This window comes from Pseudomonas sp. CCI4.2 (assembly GCF_034350045.1).
Classification (GTDB): domain Bacteria; phylum Pseudomonadota; class Gammaproteobacteria; order Pseudomonadales; family Pseudomonadaceae; genus Aquipseudomonas.
Genome location: NZ_CP133781.1, coordinates 5157687 through 5173091, shown reverse-complemented (window position 1 = coordinate 5173091; position 15405 = coordinate 5157687). Strand labels below are relative to the sequence as shown.

Annotated in this window: 16 protein-coding genes; 8 read left to right on the top strand and 8 right to left on the bottom strand. The window is 55.2% G+C overall.

What is annotated here, in order from left to right; translation table 11 throughout:
* The first annotated feature begins 50 nt into the window (after positions 1-50).
* Entirely contained in the window at positions 51-1475 is a 1425-nt protein-coding gene (gene rluB / locus RHM65_RS23525; RefSeq protein WP_322168286.1) for a 23S rRNA pseudouridine(2605) synthase RluB, read from the top strand.
* 95 nt (positions 1476-1570) lie between these two features.
* Here the strand turns inward: rluB and RHM65_RS23520 are convergent, their stop codons facing one another.
* Positions 1571-1939: a hypothetical protein gene (locus RHM65_RS23520; protein ID WP_322168287.1), complete on the bottom strand. Its 369-nt coding sequence runs from the start codon at positions 1937-1939 to the stop codon at positions 1571-1573.
* A 517-nt stretch (positions 1940-2456) separates the two neighbouring features.
* Between RHM65_RS23520 and arfB the strand changes: the two genes are divergently transcribed.
* From arfB to RHM65_RS23495, 5 genes are all read left to right on the top strand, one after another.
* Positions 2457-2870 (top strand): alternative ribosome rescue aminoacyl-tRNA hydrolase ArfB, encoded by a 414-nt coding sequence (gene arfB, locus RHM65_RS23515; protein ID WP_322168288.1) that lies wholly within the window; start codon positions 2457-2459, stop codon positions 2868-2870.
* Between the two features lie 208 nt (positions 2871-3078).
* Positions 3079-4611, top strand: coding sequence for a hypothetical protein (locus RHM65_RS23510; protein ID WP_322184103.1), 1533 nt, complete (start codon positions 3079-3081; stop codon positions 4609-4611).
* On the top strand, positions 4608-4994 hold the full coding sequence (locus RHM65_RS23505; RefSeq protein WP_322168290.1) for a hypothetical protein: 387 nt from the start codon (positions 4608-4610) through the stop codon (positions 4992-4994). Before RHM65_RS23510 ends, RHM65_RS23505 begins: the two co-directional genes overlap by 4 nt.
* A gap of 25 nt (positions 4995-5019) precedes the next feature.
* Positions 5020-5307, top strand: a complete 288-nt coding sequence (locus tag RHM65_RS23500) for a hypothetical protein (RefSeq protein ID WP_322168292.1) — start codon at positions 5020-5022, stop codon at positions 5305-5307.
* Entirely contained in the window at positions 5304-5690 is a 387-nt protein-coding gene (locus RHM65_RS23495; protein WP_322168294.1) for a hypothetical protein, read from the top strand. Before RHM65_RS23500 ends, RHM65_RS23495 begins: the two co-directional genes overlap by 4 nt.
* Positions 5691-5772: 82 nt before the next feature.
* Here the strand turns inward: RHM65_RS23495 and RHM65_RS23490 are convergent, their stop codons facing one another.
* The 6 genes from RHM65_RS23490 to phhA all read right to left on the bottom strand — a co-directional run bounded on the left by RHM65_RS23490 (position 5773) and on the right by phhA (position 10168).
* Positions 5773-6981, bottom strand: a complete 1209-nt coding sequence (locus RHM65_RS23490) for an MFS transporter (protein ID WP_322168296.1) — start codon at positions 6979-6981, stop codon at positions 5773-5775.
* 180 nt (positions 6982-7161) lie between these two features.
* Positions 7162-7341 (bottom strand): hypothetical protein, encoded by a 180-nt coding sequence (locus RHM65_RS23485; RefSeq protein ID WP_322168298.1) that lies wholly within the window; start codon positions 7339-7341, stop codon positions 7162-7164.
* Positions 7342-7462: 121 nt separating this feature from the next.
* Positions 7463-7609: a hypothetical protein gene (locus RHM65_RS23480; RefSeq protein WP_322168300.1), complete on the bottom strand. Its 147-nt coding sequence runs from the start codon at positions 7607-7609 to the stop codon at positions 7463-7465.
* Between the two features lie 200 nt (positions 7610-7809).
* A complete protein-coding gene (locus RHM65_RS23475) occupies positions 7810-9006 on the bottom strand; it encodes an amino acid aminotransferase (RefSeq protein ID WP_322168302.1) in 1197 nt (398 codons plus the stop codon).
* Entirely contained in the window at positions 9006-9362 is a 357-nt protein-coding gene (locus tag RHM65_RS23470) for a 4a-hydroxytetrahydrobiopterin dehydratase (protein ID WP_322168304.1), read from the bottom strand. Before RHM65_RS23470 ends, RHM65_RS23475 begins: the two co-directional genes overlap by 1 nt.
* A 14-nt stretch (positions 9363-9376) precedes the next feature.
* Positions 9377-10168, bottom strand: a complete 792-nt coding sequence (gene phhA, locus RHM65_RS23465) for a phenylalanine 4-monooxygenase (protein ID WP_322168306.1) — start codon at positions 10166-10168, stop codon at positions 9377-9379.
* A 254-nt stretch (positions 10169-10422) separates the two neighbouring features.
* Between phhA and RHM65_RS23460 the strand changes: the two genes are divergently transcribed.
* A complete protein-coding gene (locus RHM65_RS23460; RefSeq protein WP_322168308.1) occupies positions 10423-12003 on the top strand; it encodes a sigma-54-dependent transcriptional regulator in 1581 nt (526 codons plus the stop codon).
* Between the two features lie 180 nt (positions 12004-12183).
* Here the strand turns inward: RHM65_RS23460 and RHM65_RS23455 are convergent, their stop codons facing one another.
* Positions 12184-12450: a DUF2790 domain-containing protein gene (locus RHM65_RS23455; protein ID WP_322168310.1), complete on the bottom strand. Its 267-nt coding sequence runs from the start codon at positions 12448-12450 to the stop codon at positions 12184-12186.
* A 405-nt stretch (positions 12451-12855) separates the two neighbouring features.
* Here RHM65_RS23455 and acs point away from each other — a divergent pair, with 405 nt between their 5' ends.
* Positions 12856-14808 carry an acetate--CoA ligase gene (gene acs, locus RHM65_RS23450; protein WP_322168312.1) on the top strand — a complete coding sequence of 651 codons (1953 nt, stop codon included), beginning with the start codon at positions 12856-12858 and terminating at the stop codon, positions 14806-14808.
* Positions 14809-15405 lie beyond the last annotated feature (597 nt).

The following is a 15405-nucleotide window of genomic DNA, read 5'->3' as shown; positions in this document are numbered from 1 at the left end:
CGCGCCATTTCTCAGCGCGACCTGTTATCGACACACCGGGAGGTGCCCAGATGAGTGACAAAGACACGCTTGACAGCAAAGAAGACGGCCCAGCAGGCGAAAAACTGCAAAAGGTTCTGGCACGTATTGGCGTAGGTTCACGACGTGACGTCGAAGACTGGATCAGCCAAGGCCGAATCAAGGTCAATGGCAAAGACGCGACCCTCGGTCAACGCGTCGACCTGCATGACGCCATAAGCGTTGATGGCCGCGTGATAAAACGCGAAGAGACGGCCGAATCGGTACGTCGCGTCATCATGTACAACAAACCAGACGGTGAAATTTGCACCCGTGACGACCCAGAAGGTCGCCCGACGGTGTTTGATCGCTTGCCGCGCCCGAAAGAGGGCCGCTGGGTCAACATCGGTCGTCTGGACATCAACACCACCGGTTTGCTGATGTTCACCACTGACGGTGAATTGGCCAACCGCCTGATGCACCCGTCTTTCGAGATGGACCGTGAATACGCGGTCCGTGTGCGTGGCGAAGTCGATGACGACATGCTGCTGCGCCTCAAGACCGGTGTGGTCTTGGAAGATGGTCCAGCGCGTTTCACCGACATTCAGCAAGCGCCGGGCGGTGAAGGCTTCAACCATTGGTACCACTGCGTTGTGATGGAAGGTCGTAACCGCGAAGTCCGCCGTCTCTGGGAATCCCAGGGCCTGGTGGTCAGCCGCTTGAAGCGGGTGCGTTACGGTCCGGTTTTCCTTAACTCGGACCTGCCGATGGGTCGCTGGCGCGAAATGAGCCAGTACGAAGTCGACACCCTCAGCGCCGAAGTGGGCCTGACGCCGGTTGCTCAGCCGCAAATGAACGCCAAGACCAAAGACAAGATGGAGCGTCTTCAGCGTCAATCGTCGCGCCCATTGGGCAAAGGCGAGCGCGTTCGTACCTTGCGTCCGGCCAACCCGGGCGCTCCGGCACCGACTGGTGAGCGTGCGCCACGTCAGCCGCAAGTGACCGGTAGCGAGCGCGACCGTCCTCGTTCGGAAGGCAACCGTGACACGCGTCCGTCAGGCCCGCGTTCCGACTCGTCGGGTCGTGCTCCGCGCCCTGCCACCGGGCGTTCCGGTGCAGGCGGCGAGACTAATCGTCCGTTGCGTGGCCGCAGCGAAGGTGCTGAACGTCCTGCACGCAAACCGCGTGAAGACGGTGCCAGCGCTCCGCATACTCCGCGCAGTGATTCGGCCGAGCGTTCGCCACGTGCGCCGCGTGGTGATTCACCTCGCACTCCGCGTCCAGCCAACGGGCGTTCGGACAGCCGCGGCACGCCAGTCGCAGAACGTCCAAGTGACGTGAGCAAGCGCCCAGCCAAGCCTAAACAGCAGCGTGCGGGCATTGTTCTGGTAGACAACGGCAAGCCTTCGGGCAAACGCAACGGTCCGCCAGCAGGCTCTGGCCAGCGTCCAGGCTTTGGTCGTCGCAAACCGCAGTAATCGTCTGGCTTTAGCAGCAGATGTAAAAAAACGCTAACCGAGAGGTTGGCGTTTTTTTATGGGTGACAGGGACGTATAGCGGGGTCACGACGTCGCTAGAAGAAGCGGCCATAATTTTTGAGCAGCAACGACTTCTTCGGATTTTCGTTCATAACAGTCCTCAACTCCTGAATGAACCCAGGGCCCTTAGTGCTTAGGTCGGACTGGGTTGAGGTGTCATACAGCAGCATGTACAGGTCGTTCTCTATGATTGCGTTTTTCAGCGAGTCAGTGGACGACGTGTTCAAGTTCATTGCGCTGAAACGAAAGGAGTCATCTTCCAGGGCGGTTTCGATGATGTTACTGACGAGCGCTGAATAGGCGTCGGTGTAGCCGATGAGCACTTGTGGTTTAAACGTGTATTCGACGGCCGGGTGATGTTTCAGGTCGTGCAAAAAATGTTCGATTGCGCTGATCTGGTCCATGGATCCATCCCGTTGCGAGGAGGGGCAGCCAGGCGTTGCAGGTGCAGCACACCGCATCTGCTGGAGGGCGTGTTAGAAAAGCTGATTGAAGAGAAAGCGGCGGGCACATTCATCACCTTTAATTGCTTGGTTCTAAATGTCCCCGCCGAAAATCGCGCTAACCATGATTGGCCAGCAGACAGTAGAAAAACTAGTTTATGAATGTTTTATGCGCAATAAATTTTTCGAATGGTGTAACGCCAATGAGTCACTTACAGGCGCTGAAGCGTGGAGGTTTGACGGGCAGCCGGGGACCGAATGCAGTTCTGAATGAACAAAACTTATTTCGCGCCAAAATACAGTCAGCTATTTGTTTGAAGTGAGTGTGGACCGTTTCCCATCCGTTCGGTCAGGAACTAGTTACAGGTCTATGTAGGCGGTTGCAATAAATCGGTGGAGTGCGGCGGTGTACAATGTGCCACGTTTTAACTTCGTTCGTTGCAGATCGTTGAACGCTTCAGGACCATGTAATGCTCATATGCTGGTGATTTCCAATAACGTGCAGCTCGCCGATGCCGAGATCGAGTTGACGGCGATCCGCGCCCAAGGTGCCGGAGGGCAAAACGTCAACAAGGTATCGAGCGCGGTGCATTTGCGCTTCGACATCAACGCCTCGTCCTTGCCGCCGTTCTACAAGGAGCGCTTGCTCGCGCTGCGCGACAGTCGCATCACCGGTGACGGTGTGATTGTGCTCAAGGCCCAGCAGTACCGAACTCAAGAGCAAAACCGCGCCGATGCGTTGGAACGCTTGACCGAGTTGATCATCAACGCAACCAAAGTCGAGAAGAAACGACGCCCAACCAAGCCGACCCTGGGTTCAAAGAAACGCCGTTTGGAAGGCAAGACGCTACGCGGCAGTATCAAGGCTGGGCGTGGGAAGGTAGATTTTTAGCTGGAGGTCACTTAGCGCCACAAAAATGCGCCAGCAACCTGCATTTTCAGAAGCGTCCTACAGCCCTTCAGTCCGTTTTTCAGTAGCCTAAATAGCTATCGAAAAAAGGAATTGGGTTTATGACTCTGCACGGATACATGACGCTCACCTATGAGGCGATTGGCCCCGACTATCAGATCGGCCATTCCAACGAACAGAGCGGCAAGTCATGAACCCGAATCGTTATGACATCTGGAATGTAAAGCATACGGCTGGGGTGTTGTCATCTCAATCTATGTTGTCAGGCTATGCACATCTTACGGACGGCATTCTGCGACTCCAGTTCAATCGCGAAGTCGTTAACTATGCAAAACGTATTATCAATGACGTTGAGTTTGGCCATAAAACTCCAGAGCAAGGCATGGACGCACTGACGAAAGAATTGCGCAGCTTGATCGATCAATCGCGTGCCATAGACCTTGAAAACCGAGGCATGAAAGTTAATGTATCCGGACGCTTACGGGCGTATGACTTAAACCAAATGGCGGCACCGAATGGCGTGAGCTACTTAAGCGCATTTAACCGCATTCGTTCTGCAACCGGGCCCGACCCCGGACGTTTATTGCGCTTTGTCCATGCTCAACAACAACGACAACAGCTCGAAAGATCTGAGCAGAAGGCTATTAGCACAGCCCCGGCGGCACCTCGGCCAGCGCCGATAGACAAGTACAAAATGTTCCCACCAGAACAATGGCCTACCGTCGTCGAGCTATACGACCCAGGGTTCTACATCGTGCCCAATAGCACCACGCTCGAAAAGCTACAAGCTCAACTGTTTACATCTCCCACCCCGGCCGTTATCGCCAAGTTCAGAGCCCTTAATCCTGGGTTGGACCAAATAAAAGCCGGTCAGATGATTGTGCTCAGCGATCCTGAAAACTACCAATGCACAGATGAAGACGCTCGGCTGATGGCTGCGGCACGCAGAGTGAATGAAGCGCTGGCCGATCTAAGCCCGGAAGAGGCGGATTTTATGGTCCGCCACAGAGAAGAGATTGAAACGTTTCTTACACGGGGATCTACATCGATTGGAATAGGCGAGGCGATTTTCGCTGATAATTTGAAGACTGTTGGAATGCTATTTAGAAAGATTGATGACCTACATACAAGTAGTTTTCAAAAGCACGGACATCTGCGGTCAGCGGAATTCTTTTCTGAACGCAAGCGTCTGCTTGCCCAGCTCGACACCCAGCTTACGTCGATGACTAAAAAAGGCATCGGCTTCCCCGATCACCCGAAACTAAAAACCGCCCTAGGTATTTCCAGTCGTAGTTTGGTACACCGTTGGGGAAGAGCTGGCGACTACGGCATGAACTCCGGTTATGCCACTCACCTTGCCGGCGTGGCTAGGGCATCCAAATATCTCAAATACGGCGGGTACGTGGGGATAGCAATTGGCGGCGGAGCTTCTTACATGAAGGTTCAGGATGTTTGCGTAGCGGGAAATACTGAGGCTTGTAAAAAGGTGAAATATGCCGAGGGCGGAAGTTTTGTAGGTACGGTGGGTGGGGGTGCGTTAGGTAGTTTCGCATTAGTCGGCTCCACTGGCGTTATCTGTGCAGCGCTAGGGGTACCAACGCTTGGAGCGGGAACGCTTGTTTGCGGCATCGTAGTAGTCGGAGCGGGTTCTTTTGCAGCTGGCATTGGCCTCGCAATGGCAGGTGAAAAAGCGGGTGAACTCATTTACGAGAAAAGTAAATGAGCCTTAGTACTGGTGAAAACGGTTATCTCTACATAAGTTTAATCGGTTTTGTAGGCGTCTTCACTTGCATTGGCATAGCGTTGTATCTTGCATACAACAAAGTCGAACTGATGTTAAGCCATCTGAAAAATTGCCCCACTATTACCATTCGAGCATTTTTATTGCATGCAGGTCCATGGGGGCGGTTGCATCTTCTGGGTGCAATTATGGGATTAATGACCATGCCTCGTGTCCACCTCCGCGATGGAGGGGCTAGTGCCGAGGATTTGAAAAATTTCCCAGCTGACCTAAGACTGCAACTTGTCATGTTGCACTGGACCAGCGGGTTACTTTTATTGGTAATGATTGGGATGGGTATAGTTGCCAAGCTCGGTCTTGTTTAATTCTATCGGCGGTGGCACCTCGTACATGAAGGTTCAACATGTGTCCGCCGCGGGAAATACTGGGGCGTGTAAAAAGGTGAAATATACCGAAGGCGGGATTTTTTTAGGGACGGTATTTACCGGGGCTGCCGTCGGTGCTGGCAGTGGTGTTGCAACGGGTGTTATCTGTGCAGCCATCGGTCTGCCCACTGTTGGAGTCGGTACGCTTGTATGCGGAATTGTAGTAGTCGGAGTAGGATCTTTCGCAGCAGGTGCTCTAGCAGGGCCCGCCGGTGAGAAGTTAGGTGAGTTTATTTACGAGAAAAATAAATGAGTCTAACGGCTGGTGAGCATACATTTCTCTATATTGGCCTGATTGGTTTCGGTGGAATATTCGTATTTCTTGGCGTTGCGCTGTACCTGGTCGCCACCAAAATGGATCAAATGTTAGAGTCGTTAAAGAACTGTAAAACTCTCACAACCCGATCTTTCTTAATCCATGCAGGTCTGAAGGGAAAACTGCATGTATTAGGAATAATTACAGCCCTAATGATCGTACCTCACCTATACCTACGGGACGGTGGGGCTAGCGCCGAAGATTTAAAAAAATTTCCGGCCGATCTCAAGCGCAATCTGATCATATTGCATTGGGCCGGCTGGATTCCGATATTGGTAGTGCTAGGGTTGGGTTTGATAGTCAAGCTCGGTCTTATCTAATCCGCCCTGATGTGTCTAAAGCGAACTCATCTGCTTGCACTCGGCAAAACGCGCACACTGTAGGAGCTAACACGTTGGCTCGCTACGGCTTGTAATCCCGTAGATGTACCGCCTGGCGGTACAGGTAAACGCTGAGGATTAATCCGGTCAGCGCCGCCAAGGCGGCGAAGAGGAAGATTGAAGCAAAGCCGAAGCCCGAGGCGATGGCTCCGGCGACCGGGCCGGTGATGCCCAGTGACAGGTCGATGAACAGCGAGTACGCACCCACTGCTGCACCCCGGCTGGAGGCCGGTACCAGGTTCACGGCCTCTACCCCCAATGCCGGAAACACCAAGGAAAATCCGAAACCGGTGAGTGCCGCGCCGGCCAAGGCCAGCGACGGTGTGGGTGCGACCCATAACAGCACCAAGCCCAGCGTTTCGACGGATAGGCAAGCAATCGCCACGCGGAAGCCACCGAGGCGGTTGATGAATTTCCCGAACAGCAAGCGCGCACCGATGAAGCAGGCGCCAAACAGGCTCAAACACAACACTGCATTCGGCCAACTGTGGCTGGCGTAATACAACGTGATGAACGTGGCTATGGTGCCGAAGCCAATCGAACCCAATGCCAACCCAGTGCCATGGGGCAGCACGCGACCCAGCACGTGCATAAACGGCAAACGTTCACCCATCACGATGGGTGCTGGCTCCTTGTTCCAGGCCAGTTTCAGGCCCAGAGCCGCGAGCAGGATAATGCTGAATCCCATGCTCCATAAGCCAAACTCCTGGACCAACAACACCCCAAGCGGTGCGCCAATCGCTAGCGCGCCGTAGCTGGCGATGCCGTTCCAAGAGATCACTTTGGCCGTATTAAGCGCGCCAACCTTGCCGATCCCCCAGCCAATGGAGCCGGAGCCCACCAAGCTTTCAGCGCTGCCTAACACCAGTCGACCGATGAACAAACAGATCAAGCTGAGCATCGGCGCGTTGTGCAGCCAAGCGGACACCAGCATGAACACACCGCTGAGCCCACACCCCGCTAAACCGTAGATCACGGCTTTTTTGCTGCCACGGTTGTCGATGATCCGGCCGGCATACGGGCGGCTGAGCAGTGTCGCCAGGTATTGGACGCTGATCACCAGTCCGGCAGCCACGGCGCCAAAACCCAGATCGGTGTGGACATAGCTCGGCAGGACCGCCAACGGGATACCAATGTTCAGGTAGCCGATAAAGGTGAACAAGACAATGGAAACAACCTGCAGGGTGACCGCCATCGGTCGTTCTGCGGCGGCGGGCGAGGAGTCTGGCATGGGTAAAAATCCACGTTTTAGCAGGAAATGGTGGCGCGCAACGCGTTGCAGAAGAAACGTTTCAGCTTTAGGCGCGATCAAGGCTGCTTATCATAGCGGCGGTTGAGACATCGCTGGAGATTGGCTTAGAAAAAATACGGAAAAATCTAGCGGACTGTTTTGCCAAAGGCAAAAAACAGATCAGCGTTTGGCAGGGTTAAGCAGTTGGGTCGTGACCAGTGCGGCGAGCGCGGTTTCTTTGGTGCCGAAGCGCTGGAGTAAAGCCGTCTGTTTTTCGGTGCTGAGGCGGGACCATATTTCGACCATTCTTTCAGTGGTTTCCATCACGACGCGGGCGGTGGGGTCGGAAAGGTTAGCCATTTCACTGCTCACTTGTGTTGTTCAGAGCGATGCACGAATGCGGGGGGGGGCAGGAGGCATAACAGACCGTATGCAAACAGGCGCAAAACACTGGTTTGGCATACGGTCTGAATAACTGCCGTCAGTCTCGGCTTTTAGCGCGTTGGCTATCTTTAGCTTTGACCGGATTGGCTTTCAACTCGGCTTGTCGGCCGGGTGCTTGTTGGGCCTTGGGGGATTGCTGTGGTTCGTGAAGGCTTGGGTAAGGGAAGTTCGGTATTTCATGCATCGTCGTCGCTCCGCGCAAGATCTGATTGAAGGTGCTGGAAAGATCCGTGCTTATGTAAAGCTTGGGCAGGATACAGCACTGGAAATGACAATCAGACTTTATCTGCCACTCTTTTGCCATTTAGCGACAGGCTGCTTGGGTGGCACAACGCAATCGCGCCCAGGAAGGGCGCGATTGATGACAACGATAGGAAAATCCTGTCAGTCGTGACAGACGTCGGCGATTGCCTGGGCCAACAGGTCGAGGCGCGAGGCATCGATGCCGGCAATGTTGGCGCGTCCAGCGCTGACCAAATACACGCTGTGTTCATAACGCAATCTGGCCACCTGAGCGTCGTTCAGTCCGGTGTAGGAAAACATCCCGCGTTGCACGCCAATGTGCGCAAAACGTTCGCCCAAGCCCAGCGGTGTCAGAGCCTCGACCAGACCTGCACGGAGCTGCGCAATGCGCGCGCGCATCTCTTCCACCTCATCCATCCACAGGCTTTTCAGCTCAGGGTCGCCGAGGATTTCAGCAACGATGGCGGCGCCATGGTCCGGCGGATTCGACCACAAATTGCGCGCGGTGGACGACAACTGACTGCGCACATCCAAGAGCTTTTCAGCGGTGTCGGTGCACACGATCAATGCGCCGGTGCGCTCGCGGTACAGGCCAAAGTTCTTTGAGCACGAGCTGGTAATCAGCAATTGCGGCAATGCGTCGGCAAACAGTCGCACCGACCATGCATCCTGCTCCAGGCCGTCGCCGAAGCCTTGGTAGGCGAAATCAATCAACGGCAGCAGATCGCGGCGGCGCACAATCTCCAGCACTTGCCGCCAATCGTCTTGGGACAGATCAAAACCTGTCGGGTTATGGCAGCAGGCGTGCAGCAGTACCACATCGCCACGTGGCACCTGATTTAACGTGGCAAGCATTGCCTCGACGTTCAAGCGGTTGTCGCTGCCCACGTACGGGTAATGACTGACATTGAGCCCGGCTGCGCTAAAGATGGATTCGTGAATCGGCCAGGTCGGATCGCTCAACCAGATACCGCGCCCCGGCAGACAACGGGCGATGAAATCCGCACACAGACGCAAGGCGCCGGTACCGCCTGGCGTTTGCGTTGCGCCGACCCGCTTCTGCGCGAACAGGGGTGAGTCCTTGCCCAGCACCAGTTCGCTGATGAGGGTGCCGAAATTCGACTGGCCGTGGCCACCGATATAAGTCTTGGTGGTTTGCTGATCCACCAGACGCTGCTCGGCCAGTTTGACCGAGCGCAGAATCGGCGTCAGGCCCGCAGCGTCTTTATAGACGCCCACGCCAAGGTCGAATTTGTTCGGGTTCGTATCAGTCGCGTACGCCTCGATCAACCCCAGAATCGGATCGCCTGGTACTCGCTGGATATCGTTGAAATGCATTACTTGCGGCCCTCGGCACCTTTGGCCACTTCGTCAGTGCGGGCGGCCATAATGAAATCGTTGCGGTGCAGCCCTTTGATCGAGTGGCTCCACCACGTCACGGTTACTTTGCCCCATTCGGTGAGCAAGCCAGGGTGATGACCCTCGGCTTCGGCAATTTCGCCGACCGCGTTGGTGAACGCAAGCGCGAACTTGAAATTCTTGAACACGAAGACCTTTTCCAGCTGCATCACGGCATCGCGTACTTCGATGTTCCAATCCGGGATCTGCTTGATCAGAACAGGCAATTCTTCGTCGCTGACCTGTGGCGCGTTGGCGTGGCAGGCTTCGCAGTGGGCTTGGTTGAGGGTGCTCATAAAAAGATTCCTGATCAGGCAGCTTTGATTTTTGGTGGGAATTTCGGGGCGTGCAACCCGAGCTGCATACCCTGTCGAACCAGGCCCATGATGTCTTCGTGGGCGAGGTCGAACAGCCGCTTCAAGCTTGGCAGGACAAAATACAGCGGCTGCAAAATATCGATTCGGTACGGCGTGCGCATCGCTTCCAGAGCGTCGAACGCCTGATGTTCCGGCGCGGAGGACAGGCTGTAAACCGTTTCTTTGGGTGAGGACAGAATCCCACCACCGTAAATTCGCCGACCCTGGGGCGTGTCCACCAACCCGAACTCGATGGTCATCCAGTACAGGCGCGCCAGATAGACACGCTGTTCCTTGCTCGCGCTCAAACCCAGCTTGCCATAGGTGTGGGTGAATTCAGCAAACCACGGGTTGGTCAGCAGCGGGCAATGGCCAAACACCTCATGGAAGATGTCGGGTTCTTGCAGGTAATCCAACTCTTGCTGACTGCGAATAAAGGTCGCCACCGGAAATTGTTTGTTAGCCAGTAATTCGAAGAACTTTTGGAAGGGGATCAATGCTGGAACGCGAACGACCTGCCAGCCCGTGGTGGCGCCCAGCACCTTATTGACCTCGGCCAATTGCGGAATGCGGTCATGGGGCAAACCCAGCTGTTCGATACCGTCGAAATACTCCTGGCAGGCGTGGCCTTCTATCACCTTGAGTTGCCGCGTGATCAAGGTGTTCCACACTGCATGCTCGGCAGGTGGGTAGTCGATAAAGCCATTCACGTCGGGCTCGCGGGCCACGTACGAGGTCTGCGTCATGCTGTTCTCCTCGGGGGAAGCTTCTTGTTAGGTATGACCTTAGAGATAACGCATTTGATGGCACCCGAATGCGGGGAAACAGCGGGAATAACCGTAATAAAACAGCTAGCCGTAACGAAAGGTTTACGTTAATGCCTATGTGTTCCGAAAAGACGGGGCGCAGGTGATGGGAATTGCCCGGCGGCTGTCACATAATCTTGACGACTAAAACAGCCGAAAAATAAAAAAGACCGTTTTTCAGGATCAAACCGATTATGCGCATCAAAGTGCACTGCCAAAACCGCATCGGCATTCTCCGCGACATCCTTAATTTGTTGGTGGAGTACGGCGTCAACGTTGCCCTAGGTGAAGTCGGCGGTGAGCGCGGCGACGCGATTTATTTACTTTGTCCGAACCTGATCAATCTCCAGTTCCAAACCCTGCGCCCTAAATTCGAAGCCATCACCGGTGTGTTCGGGGTCAAGCGTGTCGGATTGATGCCCAGCGAACGTCGACACATGGAACTTAACGCGCTGCTCGGCGCCTTGGAGTTTCCGGTGTTGTCCATCGACATGGGCGGCTCCATCGTTGCGGCCAATCGGGCAGCGGCGCAATTGCTGGGTGTGCGGGTCGACGAGGTACCGGGCATTGCGCTGTCGCGTTACACCGAAGATTTCGACTTGCCGGCGCTGGTTCGGGCCAACAAATCCAGGATCAACGGGTTACGGGTCAAGGTTCGGGGCGATGTGTTTCTGGCGGACATTGCACCGTTACAATCCCAGCACGATGACAGCGAAGCCATGGCGGGCGCGGTGTTGACCTTGCACCGGGCGGACCGCGTGGGCGAGCGGATTTACCACGTGCGCAAGCAGGAAATGCGCGGTTTCGACAGTATTTTCCAAAGCTCAAAAGTCATGGCCGCCGTGGTCCGTGAAGCACGGCGCATGGCGCCATTGGATGCGCCGTTGTTGATTGAGGGCGAAACCGGCACCGGTAAAGAGCTGCTGGCGCGCGCTTGCCACTTGGCCAGTCCGCGTGGGCAATCACCGTTGATGGCGCTTAATTGCGCCGGACTGCCGGAATCCATGGCCGAGACCGAATTGTTCGGTTACGGCCCCGGCGCATTCGAAGGCGCGCGGGCTGAGGGCAAGCTCGGTTTGCTTGAGCTGACGGCGGGCGGCACCTTGTTCCTGGACGGTGTGGGCGAAATGAGCCCGCGTTTGCAAGTGAAGCTGCTGCGTTTTTTGCAGGATGGCTGTTTTCGTCGGGTGGGCAGCGATGAGGAGATGCACCTGGACGTGCGGGTGATTTGCGCCACCCAAGTCGACCTGTCTGAACTGTGCGCCAAGGGTGAGTTTCGTCAGGACCTTTATCACCGGCTCAACGTGTTGTCGCTGCACATTCCACCGCTGCGCGAATGCCTGGACGGTCTAACACCGCTGGTGAATCACTTCCTCGATCAGGCCAGTCGTCAAATAGGCTGTCCGCTACCGAAAATGTCACCAGCGGCGATGGAGCGTTTGAGTCATTACCATTGGCCCGGCAACGTACGCCAACTGGAAAATGCGCTGTTTCAGGCGGTGTCCCTGTGCGAAGGCGGTATGGTTAAAGCCGAACACATCCGGCTTCCCGACTACGGCGCACGCCAGCCATTGGGAGACTTTTCACTGGAGGGCGGTTTGGATGACATTGTTGGGCGTTTTGAAAAGGCGGTGTTGGAGCAACTGTATGCGCAACACCCGAGCAGTCGGCAATTAGGCAAGCGGTTGGGAGTCTCCCACACCACTATTGCGAACAAGTTACGCGGTTATCAACTGAGCGCCGAGAAGGCTGGGCGTGAAGATGAACACGATTAAGTTAATGTGCTGTTTTTGATAAACAGGGCGGCATAGAAAACAGGCGCGCAGTGATACCCAGAATGTGGAGTCTGTGGGTATTAAGTCGCCGGTTAATAGTTATTTCTTACGCGTAGACAAAACTACGCCCCGTTGGGATGACTCCCACGAGGCGTTTGGTTAGCGATGCTGCAGGTACAATCAACCTTCCATGCAACCGTTACCCATGGCGCGGTATTCAACGACGTGCTCTTTACCGGCAGAGTCGAGGTAGTCCATACGCGCTGGCACTACTTGGCAAGCATCCGAAGCAGGGCTCATGGAAATAACTTTCGCAACGTCCAGGTGGCTGGCGTAAGTGTATTGTTCAACAGGAAGGTTCGAACTTGCTGTTGCGTCAGGTGCTTCGGCGGCAAAGGCTGATGCGCAAAAACCACTCATGGCCAGAACTAACAGTGCAGCTTTCATCACTAAACTTCCTATATTAAGCGTGAGGGAAACCTGACCCTTGTGAAGCCAGGCATGTCACGAAGTGTACAAGTGGATTAACAAGCCTTTGTGGGGGCGTTACATGTTAATCAGTTGCCGGTTGGCGAGATTGATTCTATGCGTGTCGCGGCACTTCATATACGAGGGGTTCTGATAAAGCTATTGATCAAATTTGCAACAATCCCCGAAAACGATCGTATCGGGTGACTGGCTGCCCCGTCGAAGCCGATAACACGGGTTGTGGCCGCGCTGTTGCGAACCGGCAGAGGGCGTAGGATAGTGTGTGGTCCAAATCCGGTAAGACCATCGTCGAATGGCTTTACCGGGGGCGGACGCGATACAACTGGGCCCATATAAAAACAACTGTCCACCGAGGTACCAAAGATGAGTGCGGCTTCCCTATATCCTGTTCGTCCCGAGGTTTTAGCGACAACGCTGACCGACGAGGCGACCTATAAGGCCATGTACCAGCAGTCGGTGGTCAATCCCGATGGCTTCTGGCGCGAGCAAGCCCAGCGTCTTGATTGGATCACCCCCTTCACCCTAGTCAAGCAAACCTCTTTCGACGATCACCATGTCGACATCAAATGGTTCGCTGACGGCACCCTGAACGTCTCCTACAACTGTCTTGATCGTCATTTGGCCGAGCGCGGCGATCAGATCGCAATCATCTGGGAAGGCGACGATCCTTCCGAACACCGCGACATCACTTATCGCGAGCTGCACGAAGAAGTCTGCAAGTTCGCTAACGCCCTGCGTGGCCAGGATGTGCACCGCGGCGACGTGGTGACTATCTATATGCCGATGATTCCCGAAGCTGTGGTCGCCATGCTGGCGTGTACCCGGATCGGCGCTATTCACTCGGTGGTCTTCGGTGGCTTTTCCCCAGAAGCACTCGCCGGTCGCATCATCGACTGCAAATCGAAAATCGTGATCACCGCTGACGAAGGTTTGCGCGGTGGCAAGCGCACGGCACTGAAAAGCAACGTCGATCTGGCGTTGACCAACCCGGAAACCGCCAGCGTTCAGAAGATCATCGTGTGCAAACGCACCGGCGGCGATATCGCTTGGCACCAACACCGTGACATCTGGTACGAAGACCTGATGAGGGTTGCGTCGAGCCATTGCGCGCCGAAAGAAATGGGCGCCGAAGAAGCACTGTTCATTCTTTACACCTCGGGCTCCACCGGTAAGCCGAAGGGCGTGCAGCACACCACGGGCGGTTACTTGGTCTATGCGGCCATGACCCACGAACGTGTGTTCGATTACCGTCCAGGCGAAGTCTACTGGTGCACCGCTGACGTAGGTTGGATCACCGGCCACAGCTATATCGTTTATGGCCCGCTGGCCAACGGTGCTACGACCCTGCTGTTTGAAGGCGTGCCCAATTACCCGGACATTACCCGCGTGTCGAAGATTATCGACAAGCACAAAGTCAATATCCTCTACACCGCACCGACCGCCATTCGCGCCATGATGGCCGAAGGCAGCAAAGCGGTTGAGGGTGCGGACGGTTCAAGCCTGCGCCTGTTGGGTTCGGTCGGTGAGCCGATCAACCCGGAAGCCTGGAACTGGTACTACAAGACCGTCGGCAAAGAGCGCTGCCCGATTGTCGATACTTGGTGGCAAACCGAGACGGGGGGGGTGTTGATCAGCCCACTGCCGGGGGCGACAGCGCTTAAACCAGGCTCGGCGACACGGCCGTTCTTCGGCGTCGTGCCGGCGCTTGTTGATAATTTGGGCAACCTGATTGAAGGCGCGGCTGAAGGCAATCTGGTGATTCTCGATTCGTGGCCAGGTCAGGCACGTACGTTGTTCGGCGACCATGACCGCTTCGTCGATACGTATTTCAAAACCTTCCGTGGCATGTACTTCACCGGTGACGGCGCCCGCCGCGACGAGGACGGCTATTACTGGATCACCGGGCGTGTGGATGACGTGCTTAACGTTTCCGGGCACCGCATGGGCACCGCCGAAATCGAAAGCGCCATGGTTGCTCACCCTAAAGTGGCCGAAGCCGCTGTTGTGGGTGTGCCACACGACCTTAAAGGGCAGGGCATTTATGTCTACGTCACCCTGAACGGTGGCGAAGAGCCAAGTGAGGCGCTGCGCCTGGAATTGAGAAATTGGGTGCGTAAGGAAATCGGTCCGATTGCTTCACCGGACTTTATCCAGTGGGCACCGGGGCTGCCGAAAACCCGTTCGGGCAAAATCATGCGCCGCATTCTGCGCAAGATTGCCACCGGCGAATACGGTTCCTTGGGTGATATATCCACCCTGGCAGACCCAGGCGTAGTGCAACACCTGATCGAAACGCACAAGACCATGAACGCCTGAGTCCAGGCAGTTAAAAAAACGCCCCGCCCGGTGCTGCCGAGCGGGGCGTTTTTGTTTTGGCGAAGGTCCTTCGGACCTATCGCCCCTGCTCCAGACCACTTTCCCTTTAGATACCAACTTGTTGGCGAGGCGATTAGTGGGGGTGTCAGCTATTACGCTTCCCGAATAAGTTCAGTCCTGCAGGGGTCGCGGTTTATCTGTGGGACCGAATTTATTCGGGAATGGCGCCACGCGGTCATTCAGCAAGACCGCGCGGCGTCGAGGAGGGGACGGCATCCCCTACAGGATATTTATCGACGTTACTCAGACGTTTACGGGTAACCGAATGTGTAACCGCCAATCATTTCTTCGGGGTCTTAGGAAGCGATTTAACTTGAAATACTGACCTCCAAAATCTCGCCAAGCATTGTAACCATTGATATAGAGCCTTATCTGAATAAGCGGCGCGTTCTTTGCTGGTATAAACGGTTAAATTCCTTTTCGCTCCCCACGATTTTCCAACACTGTCAATATTCCAAATCCGCTTTTTCAGTGCATTTGTAACTAGTTGTCGCATTGAAGAAATATCGACTTTGGACCTCTCGTTAGAATGCCCCT